This window comes from Rhodanobacter sp. FDAARGOS 1247 (genome assembly GCF_016889805.1).
Classification (GTDB): Bacteria; Pseudomonadota; Gammaproteobacteria; order Xanthomonadales; family Rhodanobacteraceae; genus Rhodanobacter.
In genome coordinates this window covers 544,054-558,319 of sequence record NZ_CP069535.1, presented here as the reverse complement: position 1 = coordinate 558,319, position 14,266 = coordinate 544,054, and the positions used below count along the sequence as shown (strand labels likewise).

12 protein-coding genes and 1 pseudogene are annotated in these 14,266 nt (G+C 68.9%); 5 read left to right on the top strand and 8 right to left on the bottom strand.

Translation table 11 applies throughout. From position 1 onward, the window contains the following. Nucleotides 1-94: 94 nt before the first annotated feature. The 3 genes from I6J77_RS02350 to rsgA form a co-directional block, all read right to left on the bottom strand. Nucleotides 95-2,386, bottom strand: coding sequence for an NADP-dependent malic enzyme (locus I6J77_RS02350; protein ID WP_204110422.1), 2,292 nt, complete (start codon nucleotides 2,384-2,386; stop codon nucleotides 95-97). A gap of 104 nt (nucleotides 2,387-2,490) precedes the next feature. Then, a complete protein-coding gene (locus I6J77_RS02345) occupies nucleotides 2,491-3,780 on the bottom strand; it encodes a flavohemoglobin expression-modulating QEGLA motif protein (protein ID WP_204110421.1) in 1,290 nt (429 codons plus the stop codon). Nucleotides 3,781-3,932: 152 nt separating this feature from the next. Further along, a complete protein-coding gene (gene rsgA / locus I6J77_RS02340; RefSeq protein WP_204110420.1) occupies nucleotides 3,933-4,988 on the bottom strand; it encodes a ribosome small subunit-dependent GTPase A in 1,056 nt (351 codons plus the stop codon). 171 nt (nucleotides 4,989-5,159) lie between these two features. Here rsgA and I6J77_RS02335 point away from each other — a divergent pair, with 171 nt between their 5' ends. Together I6J77_RS02335 and I6J77_RS02330 are read left to right on the top strand one after the other, a co-directional pair. After that, nucleotides 5,160-6,401, top strand: a complete 1,242-nt coding sequence (locus I6J77_RS02335) for an aminotransferase class I/II-fold pyridoxal phosphate-dependent enzyme (RefSeq protein ID WP_204110419.1) — start codon at nucleotides 5,160-5,162, stop codon at nucleotides 6,399-6,401. A 5-nt stretch (nucleotides 6,402-6,406) separates the two neighbouring features. Further along, entirely contained in the window at nucleotides 6,407-7,015 is a 609-nt protein-coding gene (locus I6J77_RS02330; RefSeq protein WP_204110418.1) for an SGNH/GDSL hydrolase family protein, read from the top strand. 17 nt (nucleotides 7,016-7,032) lie between these two features. Here the strand turns inward: I6J77_RS02330 and I6J77_RS02325 are convergent, their stop codons facing one another. Next, the gene (locus tag I6J77_RS02325; protein WP_204110417.1) at nucleotides 7,033-7,818 is read right to left on the bottom strand and encodes an SDR family oxidoreductase; all 786 of its coding nucleotides are present in this window, start codon (nucleotides 7,816-7,818) and stop codon (nucleotides 7,033-7,035) included. Continuing rightward, nucleotides 7,802-8,500 (bottom strand): TetR/AcrR family transcriptional regulator, encoded by a 699-nt coding sequence (locus tag I6J77_RS02320; RefSeq protein ID WP_239309152.1) that lies wholly within the window; start codon nucleotides 8,498-8,500, stop codon nucleotides 7,802-7,804. The genes I6J77_RS02325 and I6J77_RS02320 overlap by 17 nt, the downstream gene beginning before the upstream one ends. A 113-nt stretch (nucleotides 8,501-8,613) precedes the next feature. Between I6J77_RS02320 and grxD the strand changes: the two are divergent. Next, nucleotides 8,614-9,216: pseudogene (gene grxD / locus I6J77_RS02315) on the top strand (Grx4 family monothiol glutaredoxin); the annotation flags it as partial. An 80-nt stretch (nucleotides 9,217-9,296) separates the two neighbouring features. Here the strand turns inward: grxD and I6J77_RS02310 are convergent. Beyond that, on the bottom strand, nucleotides 9,297-10,088 hold the full coding sequence (locus I6J77_RS02310; protein ID WP_204110416.1) for an AMP nucleosidase: 792 nt from the start codon (nucleotides 10,086-10,088) through the stop codon (nucleotides 9,297-9,299). 194 nt (nucleotides 10,089-10,282) lie between these two features. Here I6J77_RS02310 and I6J77_RS02305 point away from each other — a divergent pair, with 194 nt between their 5' ends. Next, entirely contained in the window at nucleotides 10,283-11,227 is a 945-nt protein-coding gene (locus I6J77_RS02305; RefSeq protein ID WP_200946052.1) for a DegV family protein, read from the top strand. 28 nt (nucleotides 11,228-11,255) lie between these two features. Here the strand turns inward: I6J77_RS02305 and I6J77_RS02300 are convergent, their stop codons facing one another. Beyond that, nucleotides 11,256-12,038, bottom strand: coding sequence for an SDR family oxidoreductase (locus tag I6J77_RS02300; RefSeq protein WP_056763589.1), 783 nt, complete (start codon nucleotides 12,036-12,038; stop codon nucleotides 11,256-11,258). Nucleotides 12,039-12,140: 102 nt separating this feature from the next. On the opposite strand from I6J77_RS02300, the gene I6J77_RS02295 reads away from it, so the two are divergent. Next, a complete protein-coding gene (locus I6J77_RS02295; RefSeq protein ID WP_007809979.1) occupies nucleotides 12,141-12,344 on the top strand; it encodes a hypothetical protein in 204 nt (67 codons plus the stop codon). A gap of 17 nt (nucleotides 12,345-12,361) precedes the next feature. Here the strand turns inward: I6J77_RS02295 and sppA are convergent, their stop codons facing one another. Further along, nucleotides 12,362-14,221: a signal peptide peptidase SppA gene (sppA, locus tag I6J77_RS02290; protein WP_204110415.1), complete on the bottom strand. Its 1,860-nt coding sequence runs from the start codon at nucleotides 14,219-14,221 to the stop codon at nucleotides 12,362-12,364. Nucleotides 14,222-14,266: the final 45 nt, after the last annotated feature.

Below are 14,266 nucleotides of genomic sequence, written 5' to 3'. Positions count from 1 at the left end.
CCCGGGGGTCGCCAATCGAGGCTCCATGCGGTGGCGCATGGCGACATGGCCACCATGCGCCGGATCGGCCGCCCGACCGGGCGGCCGGGTGGCGTCAGCCCGGGTGGCGAGTTGCCGCGCGGATCTGCGCCTCGACGCAGGCCACCGCGCTCATGTTGACCACCCGGCGCACGGTCGACTGCGGCATCAGGATGTGCGCCGGCTTGGCCACGCCCATCAGGATCGGGCCGATCACCACGCCGTCCGACAGCATGCGGGTCATGTTGTAGGCGATGTTGGCCGCGTCCAGGTTCGGGAACACGAACACGTTCGCCTTGCCTTCCAGCCGCGAATGCGGGAACAGCTTTTCGCGCAACGCCGGCACCAGCGCCACGTCGGCCTGCATCTCGCCTTCCACTTCCAGCCGCGGCGCGCGGGCGCGGATCAGCTCCAGCGCCTTGCGCATCTTCTTCGAGCCGCAGGTGTCGCGGCTGCCGAAGTTGCCGCCGGAGAGCAGCGCGATCTTCGGCTGGATGCCGAACAGCTTCAGCCGGATCGATGCCTGCAGCGTGGCCTCGGCGATCTGCTCCGGGCAGGGATCGTCCTGCACGTGGGTGTCGAGGTAGAAGAAGGTGCCCTTGTCGGTGGACACCGCGGCCATCGCCGACGGTTCCACCACGCCCTCGTCCAGGCCGATGATGTCGCGGATGTAGCGCAGCTTGCTCTGGTACTGGCCGACCAGGCCGCAGATCATCGCGTCCGCCTCGCCGCGCTCGACCATCAGCGCCGCGATCGCGGTGGGCCGCGAGCGGATCACCGCCTTGGCCATCGACGGCGTGACCCCGCGGCGCTCCATCAGCCGGTGGTAGTGCTGCCAGTAGTCGTCGAAGCGCGGGTCGGAGTTGATGTTGCAGATCTCGATGTCGACGCCGGGCTGGATGCGCAGGCCGGCGCGCTTGATGCGCTTGTCGATCACCTCGGGGCGACCGATCAGGATCGGCTTGCCCAGGCCTTCGTCGACCACCACCTGCACCGCGCGCAGCACGGTCTCTTCCTCACCCTCGGCGTAGACCAGCCGCGCGGGCGCGGACTTGGCCCGCTCGAACACCGGCTTCATCAGCAGGCCGGTGCGGAACACGAAGCTGGTGAGGCGATCGGTGTATTCGGCGAAATCGGCCATCGGCCGCGTGGCCACGCCCGAATCCATCGCCGCCTTCGCCACCGCCGGCGGCAGCTGCAGCAGCAGGCGCGGGTCGAACGGCTGCGGGATCAGGTAATTCGGCCCGAAGCTGGGCGGCTTGCCGCCGTAGGCGCGCGCGCTGACGTCGGACGACTCGCGCCGCGCCAGCGCCGCGATCGCCTTGACGCAGGCGATCTTCATCGGCTCGTTGATCACGGTGGCGCCCACGTCCAGCGCGCCGCGGAAAAGGTAGGGGAAGCACAGCGCGTTGTTGACCTGGTTCGGATAGTCCGAACGACCGGTGGCCATGATGCAGTCCGGCCGCACCGCCTTGGCGTCTTCCGGGGTGATCTCCGGATTCGGGTTGGCCAGCGCGAAGATGATCGGCCGCTCGGCCATCGTGGCGACCATCTCCGGCTTCAGGATGCCGCCGGCGGAGAGGCCCAGGAACACGTCCGCGCCATCGACGATCTCGGCCAGCGTGCGCGCTTTCGTGTCGCGCGCGTAGCGCTGCTTGTCCGGGTCGAGGTTGGTGCGCCCGGTGTGGATCACGCCGTCGCGGTCGAACGCCAGGATGTTCTGCGGCTTCACGCCCAGTGCCACCAGCATGTCCAGGCAGGAGATGCCCGCCGCGCCGGCGCCGGTGGTGGCCACGCGGATGTCCTCGATCTTCTTGCCGACCACCACCAGCGCGTTGATCAGCGCCGCGCCGACGATGATCGAGGTGCCGTGCTGGTCGTCGTGGAACACCGGGATCTTCATCCGCTCGCGCAGCTTGCGCTCGACGATGAAGCACTCCGGCGCCTTGATGTCTTCCAGGTTGATGCCGCCGAAGGTCGGCTCCAGGCTGGCGATGATGTCGACCAGCTTGTCCGGATCGTTCTCGTCGATCTCGATATCGAACACGTCGATGCCGGCGAACTTCTGGAACAGCACGCCCTTGCCTTCCATCACCGGCTTGCTGGCCAGCGGGCCGATGTTGCCCAGGCCGAGCACCGCGGTGCCGTTGCTGATCACCGCCACCAGGTTCGAGCGCGCGGTGTATTCGGCGGCGGTGGTCGGGTCCTCGACGATCGCGTCGCAGGCCGCCGCCACGCCGGGCGAATACGCCAGCGACAGGTCGCGTTGGGTCAGCAGCGAGGTGGTCGGGGTGACCTTGATCTTGCCCGGCCGGGGCAGGCGGTGATATTCGAGCGCGGCGAGGCGCAGTTCTTCGGGGAGGCTCATGGGATGCGTTGTTGTCCTTGAAGGAGCGTCGGCCGGCAGTGCAGTCGACGTGCCGTGATGTTAACACCGGCGCGGCCTGCCCCGGTTTCGACCACGGCGCGGATTCAGACGCCGGCCAGCCAGTCCTCGCCCTGCACCTGGCTCAACTGGATGCCGTTGATGAAGACCGAGAAGGCCAGCTTGCCGGCCAGTCCATGCACGTGCTGCATCCACGGCGGCAGCCAGCGCGGCGGCAGGATCGCGCCGGATTCGAAATGCGGCTGCAGCGCGATCACGTCGTGCAGGGTCAGCTTGCCGGCGAACAGGTGGCGCAGCAGATCCATCCGCCGCTGCCGCAGCGCCCAGCGGAAGAAGGTGTGCACGGTGAGCAGCCCGGACAGGTAGACGTTGTCCTTGGCGAACACCGCGCCGCCGCCCGGCGGCACGCCGCGGAACACCCGCTGGGCCGAGTGGAAGCTGTCCGCCGTGCTCTGCCCGCACAGGCTGAAATACTTGTACACCTCGACGAAATCCGCGCCGTTCAGCGCCATGTCGATGGCCAGGATGCGCAGGCTGATGCGCTTGAGCCGGGTGATGTCGATGGCGCCGGACATCAGCTCGGCGAACACCGCCAGGCCTTCCTGGGTGGCGGTGACCCGCGGCGAGGTGCGCGCCAGCGACGCCAGCAACGGCTGCCGGCGGCCGTTCAGGGCGGTCAGCGAATGCACGAAGGCCTCGTGCGCCAGCAACTGGTGGCGATCGTAGTCGCTGAAGCAGTCGCCACCGCGCAGGCGGATGCGGGTGGCGCCGGCGGCGGCCTTGGCGGTCAGTTCGGGGTCCACTTCCACGCTGATCGTGCCGGCGCCGAAGAAGTCGTCGAGGGTGGCGGACAGGTCGGCGCGCAGCGCGTCGGCCGGCATGTTCACGATGCTGTCGTCGGCGAGCAGGTCCGCACCCAGCTCGTCGGACAGGGCGACGAAGTAATGGGCGGCGTCCAGGTTGCTGCGCTGGCTGCCGGGGATCATGTCGTCCGGACGTCCATACAGGGCGATCGACGGCGCAGTGACGCCCGCGCTGCCGACCGACTCCAGCATTTCGGCGGCGATGCGCCAGGACTCGGCGGTGCGCCGCAGGTAGTCGCCCAGCGGATCGATGTCGAGCGGATCGCTGCCGCCGGCGGCGGCCTCGATCGCCGCCAGCTCGGCCCGCACGGCACTCAGTTCCGGCCGCGCGTACGTCACTTCCGGCAGACTGAACTGGCCCCGGCTGTAAGCGTCGATCATGCGGTTTTCCAGCGACGCCGGCCACGCCACCGTGGGCAGGATGTGGATGCCGCGCACGGCCGCCAGCAGGCGCTGGTCGAGGGCGGCATAGCGCTGCAGCTCGGGCGCGACGTGATGGTCCGGGGCGTTCATGGTGGCAGTCCAGCGCAGGTGGCGGCGTCGGCGCACCATCCGGGCGCGCGGCGGTGGGTGGCAGGCGGCGACTCCGCCAGCGCATGCCGGCGCACCCATGGCGTTGCCGCGATACTAGACGCTTCGCCCGCCAGCGTGGGAGCCGCCCGGCTTCAGTCGCGCTCGCGCTGCCCGCGATGGCCGTGCGGCCGTTCGATCGGACGTCCGCCGCGCTGCTTGCGCAGACGTGCTTCCAGCGTGGCCGCCTGCTCCTCGCGCTCGTCGTGCAGCTTGAGGTAGTTGCGCCAGCGGCCGGGCGCCAGCTCGCCATTGTCCAGCGCCACCTGCACCGCGCAGCCCGGCTCGCTGCCGTGGCCGCAATCGGCGAACCGGCAGGCTTCGGCCAGCGCCTCGATGTCGGCGAACAGGTCGAGGTTTTCCTCGCCGGTGAGCTTCAGTTCGCGCATGCCCGGCGTGTCGATCATGCAGCCGCCGCTGGGCAGCTGCAGCAGGGCGCGATGGGTGGTGGTGTGGCGGCCGCGGCTGTCGTGGCTGCGCACCTCGGCGGTGGCCATCGTGGCGGTGCCGAGCAAGGTGTTGGTCAGGGTCGACTTGCCGGCGCCGGACGAACCGACCAGCACCGCGCTGTCGCCCGGCCCGAGATAGCGGGCCAGCAAGGCCACGCTGGCCGGGTCCTTGCCGTTCAAGGAATGGATCGGCACATCGGCGGGCAGCCGTGCGCGCAAGGCCGCGATCTGCGCGTCCGCGTCGTCGCGGGTGTCCAGCTTGCTGAGCAGGACCACCGGCTGCGCGCCGGAATCCTCGGTCAGCGACAGGTAGCGCTCGATCCGCGCCGGATTGAAATCGCCGTCCAGGCCGGTCAGCACCAGCACGTAGTCGATATTGGTGGCGATCAGCTGGCGCTCGTAGCGCTCGCCCGCGGCGGCGCGCGACAGCACCGTGCGCCGCGGCAGCACGTTGACGATGTGCGGCGGCTTGCCGTCGCTCACTTCGACGAAATCGCCAACCACCGGCCGCTCGCCCGCATCGATGCCGCGCTTGAGGTAGCGCCCGTCCGGCTGCGCGCCGAACAGCGTCTGGCCGTCGTGCAATTCGTAGCCGGCCCGGTGCTGGGCAACCACCCGCGCCAGCCGCAAGCCGCCGTCGGGCAGCCGGTCACCACGCCAGCCGATGCGGCGCAGGCGTTCGATCGTTTCGGGATCACTCATGGGGGAGATCAGTCGGCACGGTTCGGTGATTATGCCCTGCCCGAAGATTGCCCGACGATGAACCGCAAAACGGCCTTGCAGCCCTCGCGCTGCACTGCATCACGCTGCTAGCATCGGGCTGCCGGCGGCACGACCGCCGCCCGTCATCAACCTGCGACAAGGATACCGGCGTTGGTCTCGATCACACCCAGTGCGCACCTGGCGGACGTGCGCTATGAAATCCGCGGGGCGCTGACCCGGCGCGCACGCGAGCTGGAAGCGGCCGGGCGGGACATCATCAAGCTCAACATCGGCAACCCCGGCCGCTACGGTTTCGAGGCGCCGGCGCACCTGCGCGAGGCGATCGCCAGCCACCTGCACGACAGCGAGGCCTACGGCCACGAGCAGGGACTGGAGCTGGCCCGCGAGGCGATTGCCGCGCAGCAGCGCGCCCGCGGCGCCCGCGGCGTGGACGCCGAACGCATCTTCGTCGGCAACGGCGTCAGCGAGCTGATCGACCTGTCCCTGCGCGCGCTGCTGCAGGACGGCGACGAAGTGCTGCTGCCCAGCCCGGACTATCCGCTGTGGAGCGCCGCCACCATCCTCAACGGTGGCCAGCCACGCTATTACCGCTGCCTGGCGCGCAACGGCCACCTGCCCGATCCGGACGAGATCGAGGCGCTGATCGGCCCGCGCACCCGCGCCCTGGTGCTGATCAACCCGAACAATCCCACCGGCGTCACCTACCCGCGCGCGATGCTGGAACGGCTGGTGACGATCGCGGCGCGCCATCGGCTGCTGCTGCTGGCCGACGAGATCTACGACGAGATCCTCTACGACGGCGCCCGGTTCCAGCCGCTGGCCGAAGTGGCCGGCGAGCTGCCCTGCCTCAGCTTCGGCGGCCTGTCGAAGGTCCATCGTGCCTGCGGCTACCGGGTCGGCTGGATGAGTCTTTCCGGCGACCCGACCCACAGCGCCGCCTATCGCGACGCACTGCAGCTGCTGGCCGCGTTGCGCCTGTGCGCCAACGTCACCGCGCAGTGGGCGGTGCTGCCCGCCCTGCAGGACGCGCCCACGATCGGCACGCTGACCGCTCCCGGCGGCCGCCTGCATGAGGCGCGGCGGGCCGTGCTCGACGGCGTGGCCGCCAGCGAATACCTGGAACTGGTCGCACCCGATGGCGCGCTCTACGCGTTCCCCCAGGTGCGCGCCGACCGCATTCCCGGCTTCGACGACGAGGCGTTCGCGCTGCGCCTGCTGGAAGAGGAGTCGGTGCTGGTGGTGCCCGGCAGCAGCTTCAACGTGCCGCGCAGCCGACACTTCCGGCTGACCCTGCTGCCGCCACCGGTGCAGCTGCATGAAGTGTTCGTGCGCATCGAACGGGTGCTGGCGGGGATGGCGCGCGAGCAGTCGCCCGCCGCCGCGGTGGCCTGAACGCCGTGCCGACGGGTTATCTCGCGCTCGGCGATTCGTACACGATCGGCGAGGCCGTGGCGGCCGACGAACGCTGGCCGGCCCTGCTGGTGCGGCAGTTGCGGGCGGATGGCCTGGCGATCGACGAGCCGCAGATCATCGCGGTCACCGGCTGGACCACCGACGAACTGGCGCAGGGCATGGACCAGGCCGCGCTGCACCCGCCCTACGCGCTGGTCAGCCTGCAGATCGGCGTGAACAACCAGTATCGCGGCCGGCCGGCCGACGAATACCGCACGCAGTTCGCCGCGCTGCTGGCCCGTGCCACGGCACTGGCGGGAGGCCGCGCCGCCCGCGTGGTGGTGGTGTCGATTCCCGACTGGGGCGTCACCCGCTTCGCCGGCGAACAGGGCCGGGACCGCTCGGTGATCGCGGAGGAACTGGACGTCTACAACGCGATCGCCCGCCACGAGAGTGCACGCGCGGGCGCCGGTTTCGCCGACATCACCGGCATCTCGCGGGCGCATCCACAGCTGGTCGCCGCAGACGGACTGCATCCTGCCGCCGACCAGTACCGGCGCTGGCTGGCCGCGATCGCCCCGGTGGCGGCGGACGCCTTGCGCACGCAGGACTGATCGCCCGCCGCACCGGCTCAGTTGCGCATCAGCCTGCCCGCCACCCGCGCCGACAGCGCGCGTGGCGTCAGCCGGATCGAGTGGGCCATCAAGGCATTGACCCAGCCCGTGATCACCCCGGCGCGCCCGGCCAGCATCGCGTCGATGCCGCGCCTGGCCACTGCCGGCGCCTCCATCCGGGTCAGCCGCTGGTACCAGGTGGCGCGCTGGCCGGACACTTCGAGGAAACGGGTGGCGGTGACCCCGGGGGAAACCACGGTGCAATGCACGCCGCTGTCCCGCAGCTCCTCGTCCAGCGCGTGGGAAAACGCCAGCACGTAGCTCTTCGCCGCCGCGTAGGCGGCGTAGCCCGGCGTAGGCTGGAACGCGCCGGTCGAAGCCACCTGCAGCACGCGGCCGTAGCCGCGCTGGCGCATGCCCGGCAGGAACAGGCGGGTCAGATGGGTGAGCGCCATCACGTCCACCATCAGCATGCTTTCCAGGCGCGCCCAGTCGGTGTCGGCAAAATCGCCGAACACGCCGAAGCCGGCGTTGTTGACCAGCGCATCGATCTGCACGCCGGCGCTGGCCAGGTTCGCCACCAGCGCTTCGCGCGCGGCCGCATCGGCAAGGTCAAGCGGATGCACCTGCACCATCGCACCGTCGGCGCGCAATTCATCGGCCAGTTGCTGCATCGGCGCCTCGCTGCGCGCCACCAGCACGAGGTTCCAGCCACGCCGTGCCAGCTCGCGGGCAAAGGCCACGCCCAGCCCGCTGGAGGCGCCGGTCACCAGGGCGGTGCGGTGATCAGGTTCGGGTGTCATGCAAGGTCTCCGGGCAGGTACGCAAGCCGGCAATCAGGGCCAGCAGAAGTCGCCGCAGTTCGGCGGAAAAGTCGATCACGAAGCCGGACAGATCCGGCGCAGCCAGCAGCGCGGCCCGCAACGGCGCCGGCGGCGCCGCCATCTGTGCCAGGCCGGGGACGATCGCCTGCAGCCACAGCAGCAGGCGGCTGCCCGCACCGGGCGACAGTTGCAGCCGCTGTTCCAGCGCGGCACCGCTGGCGGTCACCCGCTGCGCCAGTTGCCGCTTGAACGCCAGCACCTCGGCCACCGGCACGTTGTGCTCCAGCACGGCATGCAGCACGCCCATCAGCTGCAGCAGCAGCGGACGCCGGGCGAAATCCTGCAGCAGCCCGTCGATCCAGCCGTCGAGGTCGCTGGCGGCGGATGCCTGCAACTGCGCATCGAAGGCATCGAACCAGCCGAGGTAGTGCTCGGCCAGCAGTTGCAGGAACAGCGCCTCCCGGGTGGGGAAGTACAAGTAGCTGGTGCCCTTGGCCACGCCGGCCGCCGTGGCCACGTCGCTCATCGTGATCGTCGCATACGGCCGCTCCGACAGCAGTCGCAGCGCGGCGGCAAGGATTTCGCTGCGGCGGCGATCCTTCAGGTCGGCGCTGACGGCGCGACGACCCGGACCGATCTTGGCGGGAGTTTTGTTGACCATCGGTCATTTATAAATGCCCATGAGTCATTTTTCAAGCTGATCCGGGTCAAGTCAGCCGGCCCCGCAGGCGCGGTATCATGGACGGTCTCCCCCGATCCTCAGGAAATCACGCCATGTCGCTCGATCCCGGCACCCGCGAACGCATCGAAACCCTGCTCAGGGAGCACCGCGTGGTGCTGTTCATGAAGGGCAACCGCAGCCAGCCGATGTGCGGCTTCTCCGCCGCCGCCACCAATACGCTCAACGAGCTGTTGCCGGAATATCACACGGTCAATGTGCTGGACGATCCGGAGATCCGCGAAGGCATCAAGGCCTTTGGCGACTGGCCGACGATTCCGCAGCTGTACGTGGAAGGCGAGCTGGTCGGCGGCGCCGACATCATTCGCCAGATGTACGGCAGCGGCGAACTGCACCAGCTGTTCGGCGTGTCCGCGCCGGACCGCACGCCGCCGGAAATCACCATCACCGACGCCGCCGCCGAGGCGATCCGCCAGGGCACCGCGAACGCGCAGGGCGTGGCGCTGCACCTGGAGATCGGCCCCGACCACAGCGCCGGTTTCCAGCTGGCGCCGCCCAGCGAGCACGACATCGTGGCGGTGGCCAACGGCCTGGAAGTGCATTTCGATCCGTCCAGCGCACAGCGTGCCCGGGGCATCGTGATCGACTGGGTGTCCACCGTGCAGGGCGAAGGCCTCAGCCTGAAATTCCCGGGCGCGCCGGAAGCCTGACCGGGCATTCGACCCGGTCGACTCGCGACATGAAGAGCCCCGCCATGGCGGGGCTCTTCATTGCAGGCTCATTCCGCCTCGATCTCTTCCTCGAAGCGCAGGTGCTTCACGCTGCGACCGTTGCGACGCACCAGCTTGAGCGCCTCGATGCCGATCTTGATGTGGGCCTCGACATACTTCGCGGTGATGTTGCGATCGCTGGCCTCGGTCTTGACGCCCTCGGGCACCATCGGCTGGTCCGATACCAGCAGCAGCGCGCCACACGGAATCCGGTTGGCGAAGCCGGCGGCGAAGATCGTCGCCGTCTCCATGTCCACCGCCATGCAGCGGGTGCGCCGCAGGTAATCCTTGAACGTGTCGTCGTGTTCCCACACGCGCCGGTTGGTGGTGTAGACCGTGCCGGTCCAGTAGTCGTGGCCAAGGTCGCGGATCATGGTGGACACGGCACGCTGCAACTGGAACGCCGGCAACGCCGGCACCTCCGGCGGCAGGTAGTCGTTGCTGGTGCCCTCGCCACGGATCGCCGCAATCGGCAGCACCAGGTCGCCCAACTGGTTCTTCTTCTTGACCCCGCCGCACTTGCCCAGGAACAGCGCGGCCTGCGGTTCGATGGCACCGAGCAGGTCCATCACGGTCGCCGCGTTGGGGCTGCCCATGCCAAAGTTGATCAGGGTGATGCCGTCGGCGGTGGCGTTCGGCATCGGCCGGTCGCGGCCCTGCACCTCCACGCCATGCCACTGGGCGAACAGCTCCACGTAATTGCCGAAATTGGTCAGCAGGATGTGTTCGCCGAATTGCTCCAGCGCGGTGCCGGTATAGCGCGGCAGCCAGTTGGAGACGATTTCCTGTTTGCTTTTCATCTGGGTATTGCCCGAATCACGTTACCGGCGACGCCACGCCGGCGAGATGCCAGTTCAGTGGCTTCATTTTAGGGGGGCCGTCGGCCCCCGACCAGCCGGATCATCGCGGCGTTCGTTCAAAGTCGCGACAGACGCCACAATCACGGCCCTCATGTTATGTTTTGCCTGCCATCAATGTTGCGGGGGACTACCTGATGCGGATGGGTCTGGCAATCGATGCGGCCTGCGATCTTTCGCAGGAGTTCCTTCAGAAGCACGACATCGCGGTGATGCCGATCACGGTCCGGATCGACCGCGAAGTCTTCATGGATGACCGCCGGCCGGAGGAGATCCAGCGCTTCATCAACCGCCGGCTGGGCAACCGCAGCCATTCGGCCGAGACCGAACCGTGCCCGGTGGAAGAGGTCCAGAAGCTGTTCCTGGAAAAACTGGTGCTGGAACAGGACTGCGTGTTCTGCCTGACCATCACCGCCACCCGCAGCCCGATCAACGAGCACGTCAACAAGGCCAGCTTCGGCATCCTCAAGAACTATCGCCAGGTGCGCGACCAGGCCGGCGTCCCCGGCCCGTTCATGATGCGCGTGGTCGACACCCGCAACATCTTCGCCGGCGCCGCGCCGGCGATCTACGAGGCGACCCGCCTGATCGCCGCCGACGAACCGCCCGCGGCGATCCGCGAGCGACTCACCCATGTCGCCAATCACACCTATGGCTACATGCTGCCGCGTGACCTTTACTACCTGCGCGCCCGCGCCAAGAAGAAGAACGATCGCAGCGTGGGCCTGGTCAGTGCGATGCTGGGCTCGGCGCTCGACATCAAGCCGATCCTGCGCTGCTTCCAGGGCGAAACCGGCCCGGTCGGCAAGGTGCGCGGCTTCGAGCAGGGCGCCGAGGCGCTGTTCGGCTACGTGACCAAACGGGTCCGCGCCGGCCTGATCGTGCCCATGGTGTGCGCCAGCTACGGCGGCGACCTTGCCGTGCTGGAGCACCTGCCCGGCTATCTCGAGCTGCGCCAGGCCTGCGAGGAATGCGGCGTCGAGCTGATGGAAGCGCCGATGAGCATCACCGGCATGGTCAACGTGGGCGAAGGCGCGGTCACCATCGGCTTTGCCGCCGAGGATCACGTGGCCGAGTTCTGACGCCGCGGCGCGCCGGCGCGCGCAAGGCTCAGAAGCCGTAGTTCAGGAAACCGCCATCCACCGCCAGTACCTGGCCGGTGATGTAGCTGGCTGCGGGCAGGCACAGGAAGGCGATCGCCGCGGCGACTTCCTCCGGTTCGCCGATCCGGTCCAGCGGCGTGCGATCGAGCACCTCGTCGAGGTAGTCGGCATCGGCCAGCGCCGGTTCGGAGCGCTGGGTGCGGATGTACCACGGCGCCACGGCGTTGACCCGGATGCCGTCCACCGCCCACTCCGCGGCCAGGTTGCGGGTGAGCTGGTGCAGTGCGGCCTTGCTCATCCCGTAGGGCGAACCGGTGCGCACGTGGGTCATCCCGGATACCGAGCCCACGTTGACGATCGCCGCATGCGCGTGCTGCACCAACTGCGGATGCGCCAGCCGGCACATCTCGAACGCGCTGAAAAGATTCTGCTCGAAGATCCGGCGCCAGTCGTCCACGCGATAGTCGAGCGTGGCGCCAGGCTGGTTGCCGCCGGCGTTGTTGACCAGCAGCGACAGCGGCGTGCCCAGGTCGGCGATCCAGTCGAACACGGCCAGCCGGTCCTCCGCTTCGCTGACGTCGGCGGCGAACGCCATCACCTCGCTGGCGGGGAAATCGTCGGCCAGCTCGACCCTGACCTGCTCCAGGTGATCCGCATCGCGCGCCACCAGCAGCAGGTTGGCGCCCAGCCCGGCCAGCTCGCGCGCCGTGGCGTGGCCGATGCCCTTGCTGGCGCCGGTGATCAGGGCGTTGTGGCCTTGCAGTTGCCAGGCATCGAGGCGGCTGTTCATCCGGTCAGCTTAAAGCCTGATACGCAGGCTGCCAACGCGTTCCTTGCCTGGCGCCCGCCACTGGCGGGACACTCGCCGCATCCATCATGCACGGACATCGCCATGAAGCTGCTGCCGCTCCTGCTCTGCCTTGCCGCGTTGGGCGCATGCTCGCGCAAGCCGCCCGAACCGCAGGCGAAACCGGCCGCGGTCAGCACGCCGTTCGACGCGATGCGCGCCGACGAGCAGCGCGCGAAGGACGTCAGCAAGGCGCTGGAGAAAAAATCCGCCGAGCAGGACAAGCAGATCGAGGCCGCGGGGCAGTAGCCGCTGGCGGCCTCAGCTCAACGCGGACGGCACAGGCAGTCCGCGTAGATGTTCGGCGTGCCCGCCTTCGCATTGCGCAACAACTGCAGTTCGGGGGCTTTCGCCGGCAGCTGAGCGACCCAGTCCGGCAGGCGCACGCCGAACGATTGCAGCACATGCACGCTGGCGCTCTGGCTGAGGCCCATCAGGAAGCGCTCGAAGCCGCCTTGCGGCGGTTCCACGTAGCGCACCGGATAGTCCTTGCCCAGCCGGGCCAGACGGCCCGCCTCGGCCACCGCCGCGTCCAGCCCGCCGAGCTGGTCGACCAGGCCACGCTGCAGCGCCTGCTCGCCGGTCCACACCCGCCCCTGCGCGATGGCGTCGATCGCCTGGTAGCTCTTGCCCCGGGCCTTGGCCACGCTGCCCACGAAATCGCGATAGCCCTTGTCGATGATTGCCTGGATCACCGTGCCGACCTTCGGATCGAGCGGGCGGGTGATGTCGAACGCGCCGGCCATCGGCCCGGTGCTGACGCCGTCGCTCTGCACGCCGAGCCTGGCCAGCGTGCCGGGCACTGTGTAATACAGGCCGAAGATGCCGATCGATCCGGTGATCGTGTTGGGCTCGGCGAAGATGCGGTTCGCATTCATCGAGATCCAGTAGCCGCCGCTGGCCGCCACGTCACCCATCGAGACGACCACGGGAATGCCGGCCGTGCGGGTCAGCTCGACCTCGCGGCGGATCTGCTCGGCGGCATACACCTCGCCGCCGGGCGAATTGACCCGCAGCACCAGCGCCCTGGTCTTGCGATCCTCGCGGGCGCTGCGGATCAGCGCCGCCGTCGATTCGCCACCGATCGAACCGGGACCGCGCTTGCCGCCGGCAATCTCGCCCTCGGCCACCACGATCGCCACGCCCGCAGCGGGCAGGTCGCCATCGCGCGACACCGCGGAGGCATAACGGTCCAGCGCAATCTGGCGGAAGTCGTGGCCCTTGCGGTCGGCCGGCACGCCTTCCTTGCGCATCATCGCGATCAGATCGGCCCGCGTGGCCAGCCCGTCGACCAGGTGCTGGTTCAGCGCCAGCTCGGCGAGGTTGCCCTGGGTGCTGGCGATATGCTCGGGCAGGTTGTCGACGTCGTCGCGCAACGTGGCGGGGTCCAGCTTGCGCAGCTGCGCCACCTCGGCCAGGTAGCCCGTCCACAGGCCACCCATCCAGTAGCTGTCGGCCTGCTTCGCCTCGGTCGAGGCGTGGTCGAGGATGTACGGCTCGGCCGCGCTCTTGAACTCGCCGACCCGGAACAGGTGGACGTCCACGCCGAGCTTGTCCAGCAGGTCCTTGTAGAACAGCCGGTAATTGGCCAGGCCGGTGAGCATCACGCCGCCCTGCGGATCGACCAGCAGCCGGTCGGCGTGGGCGGCCAGGTAATACTGGCCCTGGTCCAGGTTCACGCCCCAGGCGATCACCGGCTTGCCCGCCGCCCGGAACCGGTCCAGCGCCGCGCCGACTTCGCGCAACGCGGCAAAGCCGCCGCCCTGCAGTTCGTCGGGCAGCAGCAGGATGCGGCTGATCCGCGGATCCTTCGCCGCGGCATCGATCGCGCCGATCAGGTCGCGCAGTTGCACCTGCCGGGGCTCTTCGCCGGACAAGCCGTCCAGCGCGCGCTGCAGCGGATCGATGCTGGACTGCTCGACCAGCTGCCCCCGCGGCTTGATCACCAGCACGCTGTCGGACTGCACCGTGCGATCCACGTCGGCGCCGAGCACCAGCAGCAGGACGAACAGCAGGCCGAAGAACACCACGTTGATGATGATCAGCCGACAACCGTTGATGAAACGCCCCACGGCGCAGAGAAAGGCCCAGAAGCCGTTGCGGCGGAGCGGTGGCGGTGAGGTCATGCGATGGGTAGTCCGTGTTTGATGGGCCAGCGTAGCGGGTCGAGG

Excerpts from the sequence above, each read along its gene's own strand:
- I6J77_RS02350 (WP_204110422.1), bottom strand. The coding sequence starts at position 2,386 with ATGAGCCTCCCCGAAGAACTGCGCCTCGCCGCGCTCGAATATCACCGC.
- I6J77_RS02320 (WP_239309152.1), bottom strand. The coding sequence starts at position 8,500 with ATGGTCAACAAAACTCCCGCCAAGATCGGTCCGGGTCGTCGCGCCGTC.
- I6J77_RS02305 (WP_200946052.1), top strand. The coding sequence starts at position 10,283 with ATGCGGATGGGTCTGGCAATCGATGCGGCCTGCGATCTTTCGCAGGAG.
- I6J77_RS02295 (WP_007809979.1), top strand. The coding sequence starts at position 12,141 with ATGAAGCTGCTGCCGCTCCTGCTCTGCCTTGCCGCGTTGGGCGCATGC.
- I6J77_RS02300 (WP_056763589.1), bottom strand. The coding sequence starts at position 12,038 with ATGAACAGCCGCCTCGATGCCTGGCAACTGCAAGGCCACAACGCCCTG.
- rsgA (WP_204110420.1), bottom strand. The coding sequence starts at position 4,988 with ATGAGTGATCCCGAAACGATCGAACGCCTGCGCCGCATCGGCTGGCGT.
- I6J77_RS02345 (WP_204110421.1), bottom strand. The coding sequence starts at position 3,780 with ATGAACGCCCCGGACCATCACGTCGCGCCCGAGCTGCAGCGCTATGCC.
- I6J77_RS02325 (WP_204110417.1), bottom strand. The coding sequence starts at position 7,818 with ATGACACCCGAACCTGATCACCGCACCGCCCTGGTGACCGGCGCCTCC.
- I6J77_RS02310 (WP_204110416.1), bottom strand. The coding sequence starts at position 10,088 with ATGAAAAGCAAACAGGAAATCGTCTCCAACTGGCTGCCGCGCTATACC.
- sppA (WP_204110415.1), bottom strand. The coding sequence starts at position 14,221 with ATGACCTCACCGCCACCGCTCCGCCGCAACGGCTTCTGGGCCTTTCTC.